The following is a 19843-nucleotide window of genomic DNA, read 5'->3' as shown; positions in this document are numbered from 1 at the left end:
TGGATTTTGGATTTTGGATTAAATCGACAAGAAGCAAAGGTTAGTTGGAAAGCAGGAAAATTAATTAGATAAAAAAGGATAATTCTTTGTTCTTCCTTCTTCCTTCTTCCTTCTTCCTTCTTCCTTCATTCATTTTTCGTACATTTCGTAAGCAGCGACAATCCGCTGTACTAACGGGTGTCTCACCACGTCCGCTTGAGTGAATTCGCAGAAAGCTATGCCTTCAACGTTTCCCAGAATATTTTGAGCAACTGACAATCCCGACTGTTGGTGTGCGGGCAAATCTGTTTGAGTTAGATCACCGGTGACTACCATTCTCGATCGAAAGCCGAGACGAGTCAACACCATTTTCATTTGAGCCGGAGTCGTATTTTGAGCTTCGTCCAAAATGACGAAAGCATTGCTGAGAGTGCGCCCCCGCATATAAGCTAAAGGAGCTACTTCGATCAGGCCTCTTTCCATTAAATCGGCCATTTTGTCGGGTTCGATCATTTCTTGCAAGGCGTCGTAAAGCGGACGCAAGTAGGGATCGACTTTTTGCTGCAAATCTCCGGGCAAAAATCCTAATTTTTCGCCAGCTTCTACGGCTGGCCTGGTTAAAATCAGCCGTTCGTATTGCTTGCTTAATAGCGCTTGTACGGCGAAAATGGCTGCTAGAAATGTTTTGCCAGTACCCGCCGGGCCGATGCAAAATGTCAGGTCGTGGGTGCGTACTGCTTGGACGTACTGGCGCTGCTTGAAGGTTTTGGCTCTGATTTCTTCGCCGCGGCGGGTTTTGGCGAGCACGTCTCGCTGCAAGTTTTGTAAATCTTCTTGGCGGTTGCTATCCAAAGCTTGGCGCGCTGTTTGGATTTCTACTCCGGTAATGGTTTTGCCGGCTTTCCAGAAGTCGGAGAGCGATCGCACTAATTGATGACACAATTCTACTTGAGTTTTTGTGCCAGAAATCAGCAGTTCTTGCCCTCGCATTACCAGGTTAGCGCCGGTTTGCTTAGAGATAATTTTCAAGTTTTCTTCTTGATTGCCGGCCAGCGAGATAGCGCTTTGAGTGTTCGGCAACTCAATTGTTAGTTTTTCAGTCATGCCAGCATGAGCTCCTCCAAATAAGCAATTGTAGCAGTGGATAGCAAACAGCAAACAGTAAACAGTTATGTATGGGAATCAAACCATTTATCTGTAACGATTATAGTTGTGATTCGTGAGGTTATATCAATTCCGGTTGCACACCTCATGATGTTAACGGTTAACGGTTAACAGTCAACTGTCAACAGTGAATTTACTATTCTGATGCTAACAGATTTGATAGATATTATTTACGTTCGCGCCAGATTTAACGGTTGCTAGAAATTTTAACTATCGATGGTTAAATTAGCTGGCTTTGGCGAACAAAAAGACGCCAGGTACTAAGTTTTACCTAGTATCTAAGGCGTCTTTTCTGTTTAAATGAATGAGTTTGGTGCTTGGGGCACAAATCAAATCTCCCTTCTTTGAAGTCACACAACTTGAGATTTTAGATTGTAGATTCTTCGACTTCGCTCGCGAACAAGTTTTAGATTTTAGATTTACCTGATGCTGCTGAAATTTGAGATTGAAAATTTTAGATTTGTGTCCGATCGCAAAATCGGCAATCTAAAATCACAGGGGGCTTGTAATACCAAGCCTACAACAGGCAATCTAAAACCTAAAATTGTTTTTGGATTTTGCAGTTAATAACCGGGAGTATTTCTGCTCGTTCTAAACGTAGGTGTGTTAGTACGGCGAGGTTGTTCTCTCGGAGCTCTGCTAGGTAAGGGAGTAGGCGAGGGAGGCGAAGTTCGGGGTCGGAAATCTCCTCGATCGCGCATACCGCGATCGCCCCTAGGTGGCCCGGAGCCTCGATCGCCTCCTTCGCTATCGTATACGTCTAAGTAGAGCGACTGACCTACAGTTTGCGCCACCGCTTCGAGGGTAGTTCTAATTGCCTGAATATTGCGTCCGCCCCTACCATAAACCCGCCCCTTGTCAGGATCTTCAAAAGCGAGCCTTACCCAGACGCGAGATTGGCGGGGGTGCAGTTCGCAATCAACCCGCAAAGAGTCCGGCGACTCCAGAAAAGGTGCAATTAAAAACTGTATCAGTCCAGCATAGTTAGGGCTAGCTGACTGCTGTTGTGCTGCTGGACTCAACGTTGGCTCCGGCTCCGACTTGTTCAAATACATTAGCTTTTCTCAGGATGTCACGCACGGTGTCAGTTGGCTGAGCGCCTTGTTGGAGGCGCTTGACAATCGCTGGAACATCCAGCCTGGTTTCGTTATTTCTGGGGTTGTAGAAGCCGAGTTCTTCTAGGGGACGGCCGTCGCGGCGGGTAGAACTGTTCATCGCTACAATCCGGTAGCTGGTCTCGCGTTTTTTCCCGTATCTTTTCAATCGCAGTTTGATCATCTTCTTGCACAATAGTCCTGGCTCAATTGTGACATACTCCAGGCGAGAAATCTCACATTATGCTCTGGGGCATTCACCGCAACTGTTGACTGTTGACTGCTGACTGCTGACTGTTGACTGCTGACTGCTGACTGTTGACTGTTGACTGCTGACTGTTGACTGCTGACTGCTGACTGTTGACTGTTAACTGTTAAGAGGGCTGACTGTTGACTGTTAACTGCTGACTGTTAACTGTTAAGAGGGCTGGCACTCTTGGCACCGCCCCTACCTACCTACTGACTACTAACTACTAACTACTGACTACTGACTACTGACTACTGACTACTGACTACTGACTACTGACTAAGGACTTCTTCAACCTCCAAGCAAAATATCGCTGCGATTTGCCGCCCCTAGGGCCGGTCTGGCACCGTCTATATGCGGTGTGATTGCTATAGGTAAAGCCGTTGCAGTGCCCCACTGCTGCACCAGCTTTTGCAAAAATATATCTTGCTGCTCTCTCAAAGAGTCCCAATCGGTGCCGCGATTGATAATTGCAAACCAAACTAAGCCCCGATCGCGCGTGGGTATGGCTCCGGCCAAAGCAATCACCGTGTTCAAAGTACCAGTTTTCACCACAGCCGATCGCGGAATGTGTCGGTGTTCTAGAGTTCCTTTATCGCGCCCGGACACCGGAAACAAGTCAGCAATCGTCAGCCCTGTAGTCTGAAGGTTGCGCCCGATCGCCTGCATCATCGCGCAAGCCGCCCTCGGAGACATTTGATTTTCGACTCCCAAGCCCGAACCGTTAATTAATTGCAGTTCCGCCTGCGGCACCCCAGCAGCCCAAGTCGCTTGTTGCTGAACAACTTTTGCCCCGCCCAAATTGTCGGCCAGCATTTGGGCAATTTCATTGTCGCTGTGGACATTCATCTGCTTGAGAATTTCGGCTAAAGGAAGCGATCGGCGCTTCAACAGCAAACGCCCGGAAGCAGGAATTTTTTGAGCGATCGGGCTGCCGGCGATCGTTACTTGTGGCTTTCGGGTGCCCGGAGCCATCTTAGAATAGATTGCCAGCAGGTCTGGCGACCAACTGCGACTATCGAGAGCTTGTCGCATACCCTCCCCCGCAACCAGAGGATCGGACTGGTAGTTCATGGGAAAATTGCCAGTTACCACCAAATTTCCCGCCACGCGATTGATACCCATTTGATTGAGAGCATTACCCACCGCGATCGCCTCCTCCCACACAAACAGCGGATCGCCCCCGCCAGCGATCACCAAATCCCCCTGCAACACCCCATTCCTAATGGGCCCCGTTCCCCAAAACCGCGTTTCAAACTGATGATCCGCGCCCCAAGTTTCTAGGGAAGCCAGAGAAGTCGCAATCTTAGTCAGGGAAGCCCCAGGCATCAGCACCGTCCCCTGCTGACTTACCAGCGGCAGCATTCCCGCTTGCACCCAAATTCCCTGATTGCCGTCGATGAGATGCTTCGCCTTCAAATCTTTTAAATATTCCTGCACGGCAGCTTCTGCGGGCAAGTCTGAATTTGCCGCATCTATTTTCCCAAAAGCCAGCTCTTCGGCCACCACTAACCCGGGCATCCCTCCCCGCCAAGCCAGCACCGACACGGCGTTGGGTGCGGCACTGCGTACCCCAGCCATGTCCAGCCACAGAGACATGATTCCCGAGCTAAATAAATCCAGCATTTTTTACTCCTAAGTCAGTCAGTCGATTTTAGATTTTAGATTTTAGATTTTAGATTTAGTCCACAACTCAATCTGGGAGATTGAACAAAAGTCTAAAATTGTGGGCGGCTCACCACGAGTGGAAGCAAGTATCCGTTTTTCGGCGGGGCGCACAGTAAACTATTCGGTTGAGTTTTTCAATTTGCAGTCAAAAAAGTAAAGTAGGGACAAAACAAGCTCTCTCAGAGTAGTCGGTATTGACAATTGTCCGATCGGGCGCGAGCAGATTTTAGTGATTTATTCGCTTTTCTGGATTCAGACTCCAGATCCGCAAAAAACCGATACCCTGCGCCCGACTGCTGAAGTGAATGCTCCCAAAATTTTAAAGCCTAGTTCCTCCACCCAGATTCAATACTGCAAGTCAATCTAAAATCTAAAATCTAAAATCTAAAATCGACTGACTTCCTGGTAAAATTTTTAATGTTTCTCAAACATTGGTCAATGGGATCGACACGCGCAAGAATTGCAATAGACGCTATGGGTGGGGATCATGCCCCCGCCGAAGTTGTAGCTGGAGCGCTTAAGGCACAGGAAGAATTAGGCGTCGAGATTTTGCTGGTGGGCGACCCGCAGCAAATAGAAGAGTCGCTACGTCTTCAAGACGCGATCGGCCGCGTCTGCAAAGGTCAGCTAGAAATCGTTCCTTCTGAAGGAACGGTGGAAATGCACGAAGAACCTTTAAGTGCCCTCAAACGCAAACCCAAGGCTTCGATTAACGTAGCCATGAACTTGGTAAAGCAGCAGCAAGCTGATGCTGTGGTGTCGGCCGGTCACTCCGGCGCGGCGATGGCTGCGGCCCTGCTGAGGTTGGGGCGGCTACCGGGAATCGATCGCCCTGCGATCGGTGCGGTTTTGCCGACAATGGTATCGGGCAGCTCCGTACTCATTCTCGATGTTGGCGCTAACGTGGACTGCCGCCCTAAATTTTTGGAGCAGTTTGCTCTGATGGGAACTATTTACAGCCAGTGCGTTCTGGGCGTAGCCGAACCAAAAATCGGTCTGCTCAATATTGGCGAAGAACCTTCTAAAGGTAACGACGCGGCGGTACGCACCCATCAATTATTGGTGGACAATCCTCACATTCCTTTTGTAGGCAATGCCGAAGGCCGCGACGTGCTGTCGGGGAAGTTCGACGTGATTGTCTGCGACGGGTTTGTAGGCAACGTGTTGTTGAAGTTTGCCGAAGCGGTGGGCGAAGTCGTGGTGCAAGTGCTTAAGGAAGAATTGGCAGCCGGACTCAAAAATCAAATTAGTGCTCCCCTCCTGCAAGAAAGCCTCAAGGGGTTCAAGCAGCGGGTAGACCACGTTGAACACGGCGGCGGTTTGCTGTTGGGCGTTGCTGGAGTTTGCATTATCAGCCACGGTTCGTCTCAAGCTGCCTCGATTTTTAATGCCATTCGTTTGGCGAAAGAGGCTATTGACAACCAAGTGCTGGAACGAATTCGCTCTGAAAATCGCGAAACCGCTCTGGAACAAGAAGCTGTCAATTAGAGGCAGTAAGTAGAAATTAAAAATTAAAAATGTCAAATTAAACAATCTGTTTTACTCGCTAAAAAAGTAATTTCAGTAGTTTAAAAAAGAAGTTTAATTTGTAATTTTTAATTTTTAATTTTTAATCTTTGAACTGAATAGCGAGTAAATGGAGAGGAATGTTGCAGCAATCAGGGTTGGGTATTGCCGTCACGGGTAGCGGTTCTTGTACACCGCAGGTTTCCCTTGATAATAACGGCTTGAGTCAGATAGTAGAAACTTCTGACGAGTGGATTGCGGCGCGAACGGGTATTCGATCGCGCAGGTTGGCGGACGATCGCACTTCTTTGTGCGATTTGGCAACCGAAGCATCCCGAAGGGCGATCGAAATGGCAGAAATTTCGCCCACAGATATCGATTTGATTATTTTGGCCACCTCAAGTCCCGACGATTTGTTTGGTAGTGCAGGCAAAATTCAATATCAGTTAGGCGCAACAAAAGCTGTGGCTTTTGATCTGACAGCAGCTTGTTCTGGTTTTGTTTTTGGTTTAGTTACAGCCTCGCAGTTTATTCGGACAGGGGTTTATCAAAATGTTTTGCTAATTGGAGCAGATATTTTATCTCGCTGGGTGAATTGGTCGGATCGGGGTACTTGCATTCTATTTGGAGACGGTGCAGGTGCGGTGGTATTGCAAGCTTCCGAAGTCGATCGCTTTTTGGGATTTGAAATTCGCAGCGACGGCACGCAAAATGCGTCTCTCAATTTGGCTTTCAACGCCGAATCAAAAGAATTAATTGAAGGCGTGAATATCGGAGTAGGCGGGTTTGGGCCCATCACAATGAACGGTCAAGAAATCTATCGTTTTGCGGTAAAAAAAGTGCCGGAAGTCATAGAAAAAGCTATGTTTCGGGCAAATGTCAGCGCGGCAGAAATAGACTGGCTGCTGTTGCACCAAGCCAATCAGCGGATTCTTGATGCAGTTGCTCAAAGGCTGAAAATTCCCCCGGAAAAAGTCATTAGCAATTTGGCAAATTACGGCAATACCTCAGCGGCTTCAATTCCGATTGCTTTAGACGAAGCCGTGCGTCAGGGTAAAGTTAAAGCAGGCGAGACTATTGCTGCTGCTGGTTTTGGTGCTGGTTTGACTTGGGGGGCGGGGATTTTTCAATGGGGAAGGTAGTAGGATTTTAGATACTTCGGCTTAGCGAGCATACGAGTTTTAGATTTTAGATTGTAGATTGGGGAATTACTGATGAACTATGGGTTGGGATCGCGGGCCTGCGGTTTCATTTTTTTAGGTGGCTGGTATAATATTTGGCAGATTTAAACTTGCCAAGCGTGATTTTCGGGAGTGCGACGATTGAAAAATAAAAATTCTTTACCTTTTTAATAGGTTGTAAATAGGGTAATGCGCGCACAAAGCCGTACATTCTCCGACCGGAATTCTGGAAAAGTGTATGCTGCAATTGAAAATCCTCTATTTTGGGTTCGACTTTCCCCTCGTGGCAGGTGGAAAATTACGCTAGGGCGATCGATCTGAACTAAAGTAGCAAAAAAATATAAACCTAGTAAAAAGCGCAGTTATATGTTATAATTGTGAGTCGCTAGTAGATAGTTCGTGAACCGAAAGATAGCGGATACCAGCAAGCGAAATTAAAAGCGGGAAACAAAGAATTTTTGGAATCACTTTCTTAGCAACCACCAATTAGCAGATTACCGGAAAAATGACTAAAACAGCATGGGTATTTCCCGGACAAGGTTCCCAGGCGATCGGGATGGGTGCAGATTTATTAAACTTGCCAACAGCCAAAGCCAAATTTGAGCTAGCCAAAGAAATTTTAGGCTGGTCTGTCCCAGAAGTTTGCCAAAAAGAAGAAGCAAAACTATCTCGCACTCTCTACACTCAGCCTTGCTTGTACGTAATAGAAAGCATTTTGGCAGACTTAGTGCGAGAAAAGAGCGATCGGCCAGCAGTGGTGGCAGGTCACAGTTTAGGAGAATACGTTGCCCTCTACGCAGCAGGCGTGTTTGACTTTGAAACGGGATTGCGCTTGGTCAAACGTCGCGCCGAACTCATGGACACAGCCTCCGGTGGCAAAATGGTGGCTTTGATCGGGTTTGACAGGCAGCAACTAGAACTGCAAATTCAATACAGCCAAGATGTGGTACTCGCCAACGACAACAGCGAAGCACAAGTTGTGATTTCTGGAACTCCAGAAGCAGTAGAAGATTTGCTTGCCAAAATCAAAGTCAAACGCGCCGTTAAATTGAATGTTTCTGGTGCGTTTCACTCTCCGCTGATGGCATCAGTGGCATCAGAGTTTCAACAAGCCTTAAAAGCGGCAAGATTTTCGGATGCTAAAATGCTGGTGCTCTCGAACTCAGAACCGACAGCGACTACCAGCGCGGCGACTTTAAAGCAGCGGTTGAACCAGCAGATGACTAAAGGTGTGCGCTGGCGAGAAATTTCGCTGCAATTGCCGCAACAAGGAATCGATCGCGTATTGGAAATTGGCCCCGGCAAAGTTCTCACAGGTTTGATCAAACGGACTTGTCCGGATCTAGACTTGGTAAATGTGAGCAGTTTTGCAGATGTACCCGCTTAATCGATTGTTAACGTTTAATTAAGTCGCAGGCTCTAAAATTGAGTTCGTTGGCCCGAAAAGTGGCGAAAAATAAATAGCACAACAGGCAAATTTTACTGCGGCTTGTTGTGCAAAGCCGGTACGGGCGATCGAGAAGGCTCGAAAATATCAATTGAAAATCTACGTTGCTAACCCCTTGGAGTGGGTTTTGTTTGTGTAGAGGCTGCTTCCAACCGCAGACAACCGGGATATTTTTGCTTGAGTTGATACCGCTGGTGCGCCACCAGCATCCTAAAAACCTCAAAATACTGTTCAATTTTGATTGCTGAACTGTTGAGACAAAGTAAATGATTGCCTAAAAAATCCTGGTAAATCCTTGTAAAGCCGGGTACTGTATATTGAAAAGAAAAATACCACCTAGCGATGACCAGATATGTCACACCGCCAGAAGCTTGCAAAATCCTGCAAGTCTCAGACAAAACCCTTAGCAACTGGGAACTTGCCGACAAAATATCAGCAATCAGAACCCCGTCCAACCAGCGACGCTACCACATCGACAGCGTTCTTGGAACCGGACACGACCGAATTACGGCCATCTACGCCAGGGTCAGTAGCGACAAACAGCGAGAAGACCTCGACAGACAAGTCAGCTATCTCCAAAGCCTCTATCCTTAAGCTAAAGTCTTCAAAGACATCGGAGGCGGACTCAACTTCAAGAGAAAAGCACTGCTTGCCCTTTTGGGACAAGTCATGTCAGGAGATATCTCGGCAGTTGTGGTCGGACACCAAGACAGACTGTGCCGGTTCGGCGGCGATCTTATCAAATGGATCTGCGAGTAAAACAATTGCCAAATCCTGGTTCTCAGTAGAAATGAGTTGTCTTCAGAACGGGAGATGGTTGAAGATATCCTTGCCATCATCCACGTCTTTAGTTGCCGACTCTATGGCCTCCGAAAATACAAATCTGCTATCAAAGAAGATTCGAGTTTACCCGGAAGCTAAGCTAGCAGCGAAATGGAGGACTTGGCTATCAGCAACTAGGTGGTGTTACAACCAAGCAATTGCTATTCTTAAAGACGAAAGAATTGGCAAATACGATTTAAGAAAGAAGGTGATGAACTCGGCTCCTAACTGGGTATCCGAACAGCCTTACACTCCGCGACAAATGGCAGTATTTCAAGCCTTTGAAGCGCACAAAGCTGCTAAACAAGTCAAAGGAATGGCAAAGTTTAGAAGCTGCTTCGACACATCTCAGACTATCCGATTCCAAACATCTAACTGGAAGTTAGGTACTTTTTACCCAAGGTCTACCAAGGCGCTAAGCTTTAAAACATCAGAACCAATCGTTGAGGTAATGCAGCATGAACCAACACTCAGCTTGATTAACAGGCAGTGGTTTGTCTGCTATGCAATTGACGCACAAGGAATAAAGCCAATCAATAGCGATTTGGCTATCGCGTTAGATCCGGGTGTTAGAACTTTTCTTACCGGTTTCGATGGCAGTGATTTTACCAAAATAGGGAAAAATGATATTGGTCGCGTCTATCGACTAGCAAGACATCTCGACAAATTAATGTCGCGAATTGAGGCAAGCAAAGGAAGGCAATTCAAGCGACTGAGGTATGGCCTGCGAAAGTCAGCAGCTAAGATTAGGCTCAAAATCAAAAACCTAGTCAATGAATTGCACAAAAAAGCTGCAAAATATCTTGCAGCCAAGTACAAGTTAATTTTCCTGCCAACCTTGAAACACAGCAAATGGTTAAAAAAGGCAGTCGCAGGTTGGCAACTAAAGCCGCTAGAGCGATGGTCACATTGAGTCATTATCGTTTTCAACAAACGTTGAAGCATCAAGCCGCCAAACACAGTGGTATTGTAGTAGACGTAACAGAAGAGTATACATCGAAAACTTGCTCAAAATAGGGGCATATCCACGCTAAATTAAGTGGAGCTAAAATCTTTAAATGTCCAGAATGCGGACATACCCTTGAAAGGGATAAAAATGGCGCTTTTAACATTTTGTTGAAAGCATTGAGAGATACCTCCTTGACGGGAGAGCTTGCTGCTTTTTCTGTCTTGCCATACACGGTTATTTCTGGCTTAGTCCGGGATTTACCGGGTTAAATGTATCTGATAAGCTAATATTCGATGTAATTTAAAATCTTAGGTTTTCCGTGAGCAAAAGTCGCGAACCAGTCGAAAGTCTACTTCTCTACTATTTATTCAAGTGGTCAATAGTCAGCCCCATGCTGCACCTTTACTTTCGGGGCCGCATCTACGGTGCCGAAAACGTTCCAGCAGAAGGGCCGCTGGTAGTAGTCAGCAATCACGCCAGCGATTTTGACCCGCCAATTTTATCTAATTGCATGAGGCGGCCTGTCGCATTTATGGCGAAGGAAGAATTATTTAAAGTTCCTATCTTGAAGCAGGCAATTACGCTTTACGGTGCTTATCCAGTCAACCGGAAAAGTGCCGATCGCAGTGCAATTCGATCGGCTATCAACTCTTTGGACAATGGCTGGGCGACTGGTGTATTTTTGCAAGGAAGTCGCACGCCCGACGGCAGAATTACTGAACCAAAATTAGGTGCTGCGCTGATAGCTGCTAAGGCTAAAGCCCCGCTGTTACCTGTTAGTTTGTGGGGAACTCATGCGATTTCCATCAAAGGTTTGCTAGTACCGCAACCGGTGCCGTTAACTATACGAATTGGTAAAGTAATTGAGGCGCCCGGTTCGTCGGATCGCGAGGAGTTGGAAGCCCTGACTCAAAGATGTGCAACTGAGATTAATGCGATGCACGATTTGGGCCGCTGATATGCTTGCCCTTGTTCGATCGTTCGGACTTCAGTTTTTTCTTTTGAGCGGACTCGCATTCCACACTACAAACCTATTTTATGTCGGTTGCGCGCCCTTAACAAAAGCAACAGCCAAGGGCGAAATTTTTTCTGTAACTGCTGCAATAAATTGGTGGTCAGAGTCAGTCCAGACTCTGGGGCGATCGAAAATACAAGGCTGCAAAACCCCCCACAACAAGCCATCAACACAAAGGTGAGCGTGAATCAAAGCACGATGGCCGAACTGTTTTGCTTCAAAATCTTTGTTGACAACTTCAGGATTTGCTGTTTCGACATCCTCAACAAAAATCGACGGCTCAGCTCGCAAGGCTGCTGCAAACAAAGGGTCTTCTTCCCCTAAAGATTCCGGTTCTTTTTTCCATTCGACAGTGGTAACATCGGGATAGTTCGAGTTGCGACACCAGCAGTAAGCTGCTTTACCTGTTTTGGTTTCAGGATTGCGGAGATAAAGAAAAACGCGATCGCATTTTAACACTTCACCTAAAGCCGGTAGCAAAGCTGAAAAAACAGCATCCGCAGTCTTGCTGTTACTAAAAATTTGCTCCAAAACTTGCGGCATAATTATGTCAGTCATTAACTTTGGCGATTGAAGTTCATCTACTAATTTTAAACTACTATTTCTCTTTTATGTTTTGCTTTATATCGTTTCCGGTTGGATCGGAATGATTTAACCGCAGAGAACACAGAGTACACAGAGTCCGAGAATATATATCTGAATCATTCCCGTGTTACCGGATTTGATATTATTCCGATTTTTTGTGCTTTTCTCTGCTCTGATTGCACATTTTTCATTAGCGTTTTCGTGGTTTGTTAAATTGCGCTATAGGAGACAAGTGTAAAAAGATTTAAAGCTTGCTCAATCCTGACTGACGTTTGTTTGAAAAACTTACGCATCGGAGTCAAGAAACCGGGGTTGTTTGACTTTTATTGAAGGTTTTAAACAAATATTGTGGTGAGAAAACTCGGTTTCTGGCTACCCGTGCATCCCAGAGTAATTTATTCAATTCTGGCTTGGCTGAAGTTAGCACCGGTATAACCCGTTGTCAGCCAAAGAATGGCTCTAGCGCCGTCGCGAACAGCTTTTTCTACCGGTTCGGGGGTTCGCCCAGATGGAACTGCTACAGGCTTAAAACTAATGCCTCTACTGCCGAGCACGATTTCGCCGATAATCTCGGCTCGCCGCATATGATCGTCAGAAGTAATGAGATAGACGCTCTCAATCCCTCTAGCTTTCAATTCATCTACCAGCGTGGTAAAATTTGTTACCGTATCCACCGCTCTGTAGTCTAAGTGCAGGCGATCGGACTTAATGCCCGCTTCTGAAAACACCCATTCGGCGAACTCTGGATTGCTGCCAGAAGACACCCAAATTGGCAATTGAGGATGCTTCTGAGCAAATTTTGCCGCAAACACCTCTCGCTCCGTAGCCCCACCTAGAACTAGCAAAGCTTGGGGTTTCATAAATTCGCTTTTAAGCTGGAGATAGCCAAACCAACACGCTATCACCAGCCCGACGAGGAACCAAAAACTGCATGAAGTTCTCAAACGCTTGTAACGCCGCGTGTTTGAATTGATTCTTAACCACATCTAAACCTATAAAAATTTTGCATAGCTGACAAAGGAACCATAACAAAAAATACCGCACGTACAACCCACTAACAGGAATTTAAAATTAAGAATTTAAAAAAGGGTCAGGGGATTTTAGATTTTAGATTTTAGATTTTAGATTAAATAATTGAATCTATGGCTTGTGTTGGGCCTGGAAGTGGCGATTTTAGATTGAATAATTGAATCTATAACTTGTACGGGTCGCCCCGTCAGGTGAATTGGTTAGCGGATACGCACAACAAAAGGGCAAAAGCAGGCTTTACCCTTGTGTTTTTGGCGGTTATGGATTTTTGAACGGGACTGGCCGGGTTCGAACCGGCGACCTAGCGCTTCAGATTTGTGTGAGTTTCCCCACTCTCTGGACTATTCCTTCACCATAGGCTTGCAGCCTTTAGGTGGTGGCCGTATGTTTAGGAGGTTTTATTGTGTTTTACTTCCTAAAGCCAGTCTCTGCACCTTCTTTACCTAAACTTAGATAAAGCTTGGCTCAAGATTACCTTATCTGCCGTCAGACTTAGGCTTCCTTGAGTTTGACCACATTCACTCCCAGAGTTTCCTCGCAGGGTGCCCGATTCTTCAGGAGGCGCTTGCTCTATCCATCTGAGCCACAGCCCCAGTTGCTGAACCGTTTTGATTATAGCAGCTTCTTGTCAATTGTCAACTACCCATCACCAAGCGGAGTACCGCCGGAGGTGTGGGCTTGTATCTGAGCTCCACCGCAATTCTGAGAATCTAGAAAGAATCTCAGCTTTAGTTTCACGGCCCGACACATCAGGGGATGCTGACAAACTCCCCGTACTCATCCAGTCTTGCCGGACAAGCAACGCTCTCATTGCAATATTTCGCGCACCAATCAAATCAGCATGAAGCTCATGACTACAACATTCGCATCGAAACAATAGTCCTTTGTTTGGTCTATTAGCATCCGAAGTATGTCCACATTTAGAACAACTTTTCGATGTGTAATGAGCCGGAACTTTCGTTGCTAACGAACCATTTAGGTTAGCTTTGTAGTCAATATACCCGTGCAATTCGGAGTATGACCATTTAGCTTTGTTTCGATTAGCTAGTCGTCTCTTCTTGCTTGCCTTATTACCCGATTTTGTTCTAGTCCTGTCCCGGATTCCGGTGAGGTTTTCTAGTCCAATCAGGCTGTTAGGTTTGGCAATATCCTTACTGATTTGGTGGTTTACATCAGCGATAAACCGTCTCTCTCTCCCAGACAAAGCGATTAATCTTCGCTTCGCTGAACGAGTGTCTTTACGCTGAAGAGTCATCCGTGCTTTATGGTAGCGGTTAGCTTTATGTCTAACATCTGAACCTGAGTAGAATTTAGACTTATTTTGTAAGTCTGTTTCTACCGCTAAGTAGCGCATACCTACATCAACACCAGAGACTCTAGTTATTTTCAATGGGTTAATTTCAGGTGTTTCTACTTCACTACTTACCATCAGGTAATATATTTTGGAGGAACGCTGATAGACAATTTTAGCTGCTCCAATCCTTGCGCCATTGGCAATTAAGTCTAAATGCTTGTTGTAGCCATCATACAAAACTACTATTCGATCGACCTTGGAGAGTGATGATGCTCACTCGCCTTTCGGTTTTAAAAGAGTAGTCGCGCTGATAATTTAGGGTGCAAGTTCGAGAGATGTATTTAGGGGCTTTGTCTAACCCTTTATATCGTCTCTTGGTGTAGCATGAAGCAATAGCATCGTTAGATTGTTTTACCTTAGTCCACAGAGTTTTGTAGGTTCCAGAAACTTGTCTGGGTACGTTGCAAGCCATTTGGGCTCCAAGTCCAAATCTCACCCGCAATTCGTTGTAGACGGCTTTTTGCAGCTTAGCACCATTGCTGGTTTTACCTGCGTCAAAAGCGACTTGTGAAGTGTAATTCAAGGCATCTCGGTAGGCTAAAGTAGTCTGAGTCACCAAAGCTTTTTGGTCGGTAGTCAGGTTTAGTTTTAGCTTGGCGGTGATTACTTGGGACATTTTCTTCACAAACTCTGGTGTTATCGTATCTCGTGAAAACTCATATTGCAATAGCGGAAATCAAAGATTTGCTCGGCAGTCAGGCCTCACGCGCATTCCTCCCGGCACTCAACGGAGTACAGTTAGAGGGCCCGACTCCTGCTGTCTAGTTGAGTTTTTTAATTTTTGATAATTATCGATCGCCCGCAGCCATTCTCCCGACAATGCGGGCCAAGTTTTCGGCTGCGGTGAGTGTGCCCGCGCCGTAACAAGCGCGCTGTCTCCATGCGGTGACGGGGAGATGTCCGGCGGGGGCATTTTCTCCCCACGAGAGCTCGCTGTAATATTTCCAATTTTCCTTGACTCGCCAGCCGACTCGATCGCACAATTCTGTATATTTCCCCCCAACACTTTCCCAAATCTGCTGCTGTACGGTCAATCCGAACCGCCCGCTGCTGTATTGTTGCCAAAGTTGGTCGATCGTGCGAAGGTCTGTAAGAGGAAAGGCATCAATATCGGCTGCACTCAGCCAGCCTTCATCTTCCCTGACAGCAATTTGCAGCAAAATTTCCCAAGTGTGTTCGTCGGCTTTGCGCCATTTTCCGGTTTCTAACAGCTTTTTGAGTTGTCGGTAATCCATCCCCACTTCAGAGATAGCCGGAGTTTGGTCAGGTATCGCGCCAATTTTTTCTTCGAGTCGGAGTAAAGTGTCGGCTATGAATTCGGGGTTTAGTTGTTCGAGGCGGTACAGAACCCATTCTAACTGAGATTGAATGTAGGTGCGGGCGATCGCGCCTTGCTGTAATTCCTGTTGCAACTCGTCAAATCTGGCTGACCAATTTTGTTGATTGCGGGCCGATTCCCACATTTTTTTTGCCCACTGCAATCTAACTTGTTCTTGTTTTAAATAAGTTTTGGAAGGCTTAGGGCGTTGCGGGTAGGGAGTCAAATCCCAGCCGCAAATCGAGCAAAACTCGGCTTTTGCTTCTGTGTATTGGGCACCGCACACTGGACAGTTAGACATATTGCCATAAATTCGGTTGCCAAGTAATTATATGACATCGGGTAAATTAACCATAATTCGATTAGGTACGCAATTTGCAACCTACAATTACAGTTGATATGTAGTAATGTCGGCATTTTCCATCCAAAAAGTTAGAGTTATTTATACCGCTCTAACAAGGCAAACGAATAGTAAACAAGCTACCTTTACCCAACTCTGATTCTACATGAATTGTGCCACGGTGAGCTTCGACTATTTGGCGGCAGAGATGCAGTCCCAAACCCGTGCCCGATGTCTTGTGAGTTCCAGAGCTAAACCTTTCAAATAACTTGGTTTGTTCTGCTGCAGAAATGCCAGGGCCGGTATCTTGGATTTGAATAATTACCCAGGCCAGCGGTTGATTTTTGAAGCTCGTATAAGCGGGGGAATTTGCCGCTTTTAAGCTGACATCTATGGAGCCGCTGTCGGTAAATTTGATTGCATTTCCGATTAAGTTTGTCAGCAAGCGGTGCAGCTCCAAACGATCGCCCGGATACTTCGCAATCGGAGCACTTTCTGCACTTTCGCTCAAGTCTAAATTAACCGACAAATTTTTGACATCGGCTAGGGGAGCGAGTTCTTCAGCTACTTCGGTAATCAACTGGCGCAAGTCCACGGGAGCGAAACTGAGGGATTTGCGGCCTGCTTCGTAACGGTAGACTTCCAGCAGCATATTTACCAGCGCGATCAGGTTTTTGTTGCTGCGAACCATTGTCCCGAAAGCGTCGCTCATCTGAGGGGAGATTTCTCCCAAAGCTCCCTGCTGCATTAAAGTTAGCATTCGATCGGCAGCTACGAGGGGCGTCCGCAAGTCGTGGGCGAGTCTGGAGACAAAATCTTCGCGCTGGAGGGCGATCGAATTTCGTTCGTCTACGCTGTGTTTTAGCCGCAGGAGCGATCGCACCCGAGCTAGCAGTTCGTCCATTTCCACCGGTTTGCGGATAAAATCGTCTGCTCCCATATCCAATCCTTGGACTACGCTGGCGCTGTCGTGAGCCGTAATCAGTAAAATTGGGATAAAGGGCAATTCCTTGTTTTGTCGAATGCGCTTGGTGACTTCGTAACCGTCCATTCCCGGCATCATTACATCTAGCAATACCAAATCCGGGGCGGACTTGTCAATTTGGCTCAAGGCAGAAAAGCCGTTATCAGCCGTGCTAATTTCGTAACCTTCTTCTTCAAGGATTGTCTGCACCAATAAAACATTATCTGGTGCGTCATCTACCACCAGAATGCGATCGGCTTTTGTGGCATTGGGAACAGATAAATAGTTCATTTAATGGTTGGCCTTGAAATAAATACTAACTTTTTTAATGTGGCATGATATCCATTTTTTCATATTTTTATACTTATCAACTCTGTCATAAGGAAGATATCAAAAATTATTCTAATCTTTTTAGATTTTAACACTCGGATATGATACAGTAGACTATTTTGTTGTCATAGTATGAACGCCGTCCCAATCGTCGGGCGGGGCTACTTCCAAATAACTGAGGGATCGCTGTAGATGAACTTCCACAGGTCGATCGCCCGGTCGCATCGCTAAAGCCGCTTCAAAATAACTAATAGCTTTCTGAAAATTTCTAGCAATATAAGCATACCGACCGTTACTGTAAAGTTCCAAAAACCTTTCGGTTTCGCAGTCAAGGGGATCGGTACTATTTTGCAGCAGCTCGTAAATTCCCACAGGCTGATTTTTGCCCTTAACTCGCACCTTATCCAACTCTCGCACCCAAATTCCTTCGCGGCACAAATTGTAGGTAAATTCACTCAAAATAATATCGCAGCCGTACTCTTTTGTAAGCTGTTCCAAGCGCGAACTCAAGTTTACTGCATCGCCGATTACCGTGTAATCCATCCGTTTTTCCGAACCAATATTGCCGGAAACGACTTCTCCCGAACTAATCCCTATTCCGAAACGAAACGGAACTTCCGTGGGGCGAGAATCATTAAACTCTTTCAAACGCCTCCGCATATCTAAAGCCGACTGAACCGCCATCCAACCGTGACTTTCGGGAGGATTCAGCGGCAGCGGCGCGCCGAACACGGCCATTAAAGCATCGCCGATAAACTTGTCTAAAGTACCTTCGTAGTGGAAAACTGCCTCCACCATCGTCTCAAAATATTCGTTTAGCAGGGATACCACATCCGACGCTCCCAAATTTTCAGTCAGCGTTGTGTAGCCGCGAATGTCGGAAAATAAAATAGTAACGTCTTTGCGTTCGCCCACCATCAGGGCTCCTTCGCCCAGGGCCATCACTTTATCTACAACTCCGGGAGTCAGATAGCGGTACATCGTATTTTTCATCCGCTTTTCGCGGCTGATGTCTTCGAGTACCACTAAACCGCCGCGCACGCCGCCTTCTGGATTGATCAGCGGGTTAACTGTCAAATTCAAACTGCGTTCAATTAGTTTAATTTGAGATTTCTTGATGGGTAAGGGACAATAAGGGTGATTCCGGGCAGAATTCGGCAGCGAAAATAGAGATTGGGAGTTAGCTAATTCTGCTAGAGCTACTTCTTCGGTCCAGGCCGTGTTTTCGCCCCAAGCGTAATATAAATTCGGATCTGTGCGATCGGGCACGGCCAAAATATAGCTGTCTTCTGCTGTTTCTTCTGCGGATGCTGCAGAACAAAATGTTTTTTCCACCAACAGTCCCACGGTTAAACTTTGTTCGGGAACGTAATGTCGGGCTGCATGGTTGAGACTATCTTCGAGTCTAAATTGCAAATTATCGATCGGCAAAACTTCCCAAACATAACGATCGATCAGTTTTTCTTCCCAAATCTGGGGATGGTGTTTGCCTTTGGCTTGATTTGGGGGACAGCCCAACAATTCTAGCGCTGCTTCGTTAATTGTGACGATCCGCCCCTGCAAATCGGTAGAAATCACTGCATCTGACAGACTTTGCAGCATATCTTTTTGATACTGCTTTTCCACCATCACGTTCTGAAACAGTTGAGAATTTTGCAGCGCCATTCCGGCTTGGGAATTAAACGCTCGCAAAAACTCTTCATCGGAAGCGGTGAAAGTGCCTTGATTTTTATTAATTAGCTGAGTTACCCCGATCAGCTCACCTTTAGCGTTATGCACAGGCATACACAAGACAGTCCGAGTGCGGTATCCGGTTTGCTGGTCTGTAGATGGGTCAAAGCGGGGATCGTCGTAAGCATCTGTAATGTTTAGGGGTTGACCGGTCGAAGCCACGTAACCGGCAATTCCTTTATTGGCCGGAATGCGAATTTCGACGATGGTTTTACCGTCGGCTTTGGCGACTTTTGTCCAGAGTTCGTTGGTTTCCCGATTTAATAAAAATAGCGTGCTGCGATCGGCCTGCATCAAGTCGCGAGCTTGATCCATGACTGCGCGCAAAGTTGTTTCCAAGTCAAGACTTTGACCTAAAGTTGTGGTGGCTCTCAAAAGCGCGGCCACTCCTCGCTGATTGCGGGCGACAACGTAGAAAGATTGACAGCTTTCGAGAATAATCCCGATCGAATCTGCAAAAGCCTGAAACTGCACTTCGTCTTCTTCGTCAAAGGGGGCATTGCCAGCTTTATTCAGCAGTCTGACCACCGCTACGGGTTCGTTTTGGCTCTTGCTGCTAAAAATCGGCATACAGAGGATGGTCTCGATTTGATACCCCGGCGGTTCGTCTACTTCGGAATTAAAATGCTCGTGCGATCGAGCTTCTGTGACATTTATCGATTTTCCGGTAGTTGCTACGTAGCCTAAAATACCTGCATCCATAGGCAAGCGAACTTCTACATCTTCGCCCGTGAGCGCGTGGGCTGTTTTGTGCCAAAGTTGATTTTTGCTGGAGTCAACCAAAAAAATTGTTGTCCGGTCTGCTTGCAGAATTTGACCAATTTTGACAGTGAAGGCATCTAACAGTTGCTCTAAGAGAGTTTCTAGCGCGTCATTGTTGATCAGGTCCATCGCCCGGATGAATTGCTGAAATTCTGCCGTGATAAAGTCCAGCAAGCACACTAATTCAGGAACTGGCAGGCTCTTAACACGGGAGGTTAATGCCCCCATAAAATTGACTTGAGTCAGTGTAGCCAGAACGCTACCAGCATTGGAGAATGTCATGATTAAGTGCTTGCTCAGAGGGGTAGACAGACCTGCTGGTCGATCGGTGCTAGATTCTGCGGCGGTGCCAACTTTT

The 19843-nt window shown here is 46.4% G+C and carries 15 protein-coding genes and 3 pseudogenes; 7 read left to right on the top strand and 11 right to left on the bottom strand.

Translation table 11 applies throughout. The features are described from left to right. Positions 1-129 precede the first annotated feature (129 nt). From QT998_RS05780 to QT998_RS05765, 4 genes are all read right to left on the bottom strand, one after another. Positions 130-1083 (bottom strand): PhoH family protein, encoded by a 954-nt coding sequence (locus QT998_RS05780; RefSeq protein ID WP_194010207.1) that lies wholly within the window; start codon positions 1081-1083, stop codon positions 130-132. A gap of 623 nt (positions 1084-1706) precedes the next feature. Further along, entirely contained in the window at positions 1707-2198 is a 492-nt protein-coding gene (locus tag QT998_RS05775; protein ID WP_194010206.1) for a KH domain-containing protein, read from the bottom strand. After that, the gene (gene rpsP / locus QT998_RS05770) at positions 2134-2421 is read right to left on the bottom strand and encodes a 30S ribosomal protein S16 (RefSeq protein ID WP_194010205.1); all 288 of its coding nucleotides are present in this window, start codon (positions 2419-2421) and stop codon (positions 2134-2136) included. The genes QT998_RS05775 and rpsP overlap by 65 nt, the downstream gene beginning before the upstream one ends. Positions 2422-2775: 354 nt before the next feature. Next, positions 2776-4110: a D-alanyl-D-alanine carboxypeptidase gene (locus QT998_RS05765; RefSeq protein ID WP_333089189.1), complete on the bottom strand. Its 1335-nt coding sequence runs from the start codon at positions 4108-4110 to the stop codon at positions 2776-2778. Between the two features lie 480 nt (positions 4111-4590). On the opposite strand from QT998_RS05765, the gene plsX reads away from it, so the two are divergent. From plsX to QT998_RS05730, 7 genes and pseudogenes are all read left to right on the top strand, one after another. Next, positions 4591-5640, top strand: coding sequence for a phosphate acyltransferase PlsX (gene plsX / locus QT998_RS05760; protein WP_194010202.1), 1050 nt, complete (start codon positions 4591-4593; stop codon positions 5638-5640). Positions 5641-5798: 158 nt separating this feature from the next. Continuing rightward, on the top strand, positions 5799-6800 hold the full coding sequence (locus tag QT998_RS05755; protein WP_333089191.1) for a beta-ketoacyl-ACP synthase 3: 1002 nt from the start codon (positions 5799-5801) through the stop codon (positions 6798-6800). 544 nt (positions 6801-7344) lie between these two features. Then, positions 7345-8226, top strand: a complete 882-nt coding sequence (gene fabD, locus QT998_RS05750) for an ACP S-malonyltransferase (RefSeq protein WP_194010200.1) — start codon at positions 7345-7347, stop codon at positions 8224-8226. A gap of 402 nt (positions 8227-8628) precedes the next feature. After that, positions 8629-9207: pseudogene (locus QT998_RS05745) on the top strand (IS607 family transposase). Continuing rightward, a pseudogene (locus QT998_RS27415) lies at positions 9185-9232 on the top strand (hypothetical protein); the annotation flags it as partial. The pseudogenes QT998_RS05745 and QT998_RS27415, both read left to right, overlap by 23 nt. A gap of 327 nt (positions 9233-9559) precedes the next feature. Next, positions 9560-10326: pseudogene (locus QT998_RS27410) on the top strand (RNA-guided endonuclease InsQ/TnpB family protein). Positions 10327-10376: 50 nt separating this feature from the next. Continuing rightward, entirely contained in the window at positions 10377-11015 is a 639-nt protein-coding gene (locus tag QT998_RS05730) for a lysophospholipid acyltransferase family protein (protein ID WP_333089192.1), read from the top strand. Positions 11016-11093: 78 nt separating this feature from the next. Here the strand turns inward: QT998_RS05730 and QT998_RS05725 are convergent, their stop codons facing one another. From QT998_RS05725 to QT998_RS05695, 7 genes are all read right to left on the bottom strand, one after another. Continuing rightward, positions 11094-11630: a GAF domain-containing protein gene (locus tag QT998_RS05725; RefSeq protein ID WP_333089194.1), complete on the bottom strand. Its 537-nt coding sequence runs from the start codon at positions 11628-11630 to the stop codon at positions 11094-11096. A 422-nt stretch (positions 11631-12052) separates the two neighbouring features. Beyond that, positions 12053-12643 carry a YdcF family protein gene (locus QT998_RS05720; protein ID WP_333117810.1) on the bottom strand — a complete coding sequence of 197 codons (591 nt, stop codon included), beginning with the start codon at positions 12641-12643 and terminating at the stop codon, positions 12053-12055. A gap of 689 nt (positions 12644-13332) precedes the next feature. After that, the gene (locus tag QT998_RS05715) at positions 13333-14217 is read right to left on the bottom strand and encodes an RNA-guided endonuclease InsQ/TnpB family protein (RefSeq protein ID WP_333117808.1); all 885 of its coding nucleotides are present in this window, start codon (positions 14215-14217) and stop codon (positions 13333-13335) included. Then, a complete protein-coding gene (locus tag QT998_RS05710) occupies positions 14210-14656 on the bottom strand; it encodes a transposase (RefSeq protein WP_333117806.1) in 447 nt (148 codons plus the stop codon). The genes QT998_RS05715 and QT998_RS05710 overlap by 8 nt, the downstream gene beginning before the upstream one ends. A 172-nt stretch (positions 14657-14828) precedes the next feature. After that, positions 14829-15659 (bottom strand): GUN4 domain-containing protein, encoded by an 831-nt coding sequence (locus tag QT998_RS05705; protein ID WP_333089199.1) that lies wholly within the window; start codon positions 15657-15659, stop codon positions 14829-14831. Between the two features lie 151 nt (positions 15660-15810). Continuing rightward, a complete protein-coding gene (locus QT998_RS05700; RefSeq protein WP_333089201.1) occupies positions 15811-16953 on the bottom strand; it encodes a sensor histidine kinase in 1143 nt (380 codons plus the stop codon). A 153-nt stretch (positions 16954-17106) separates the two neighbouring features. After that, complete coding sequence (locus QT998_RS05695) at positions 17107-19767, bottom strand: GAF domain-containing protein (RefSeq protein WP_333089240.1); 2661 nt, start codon at positions 19765-19767, stop codon at positions 17107-17109. Positions 19768-19843 lie beyond the last annotated feature (76 nt).

The organism is Microcoleus sp. S1D4 (assembly GCF_036700765.1).
Classification (GTDB): Bacteria; Cyanobacteriota; Cyanobacteriia; order Cyanobacteriales; family Microcoleaceae; genus Microcoleus.
This window is presented reverse-complemented; position numbering and strand designations above follow the sequence as displayed.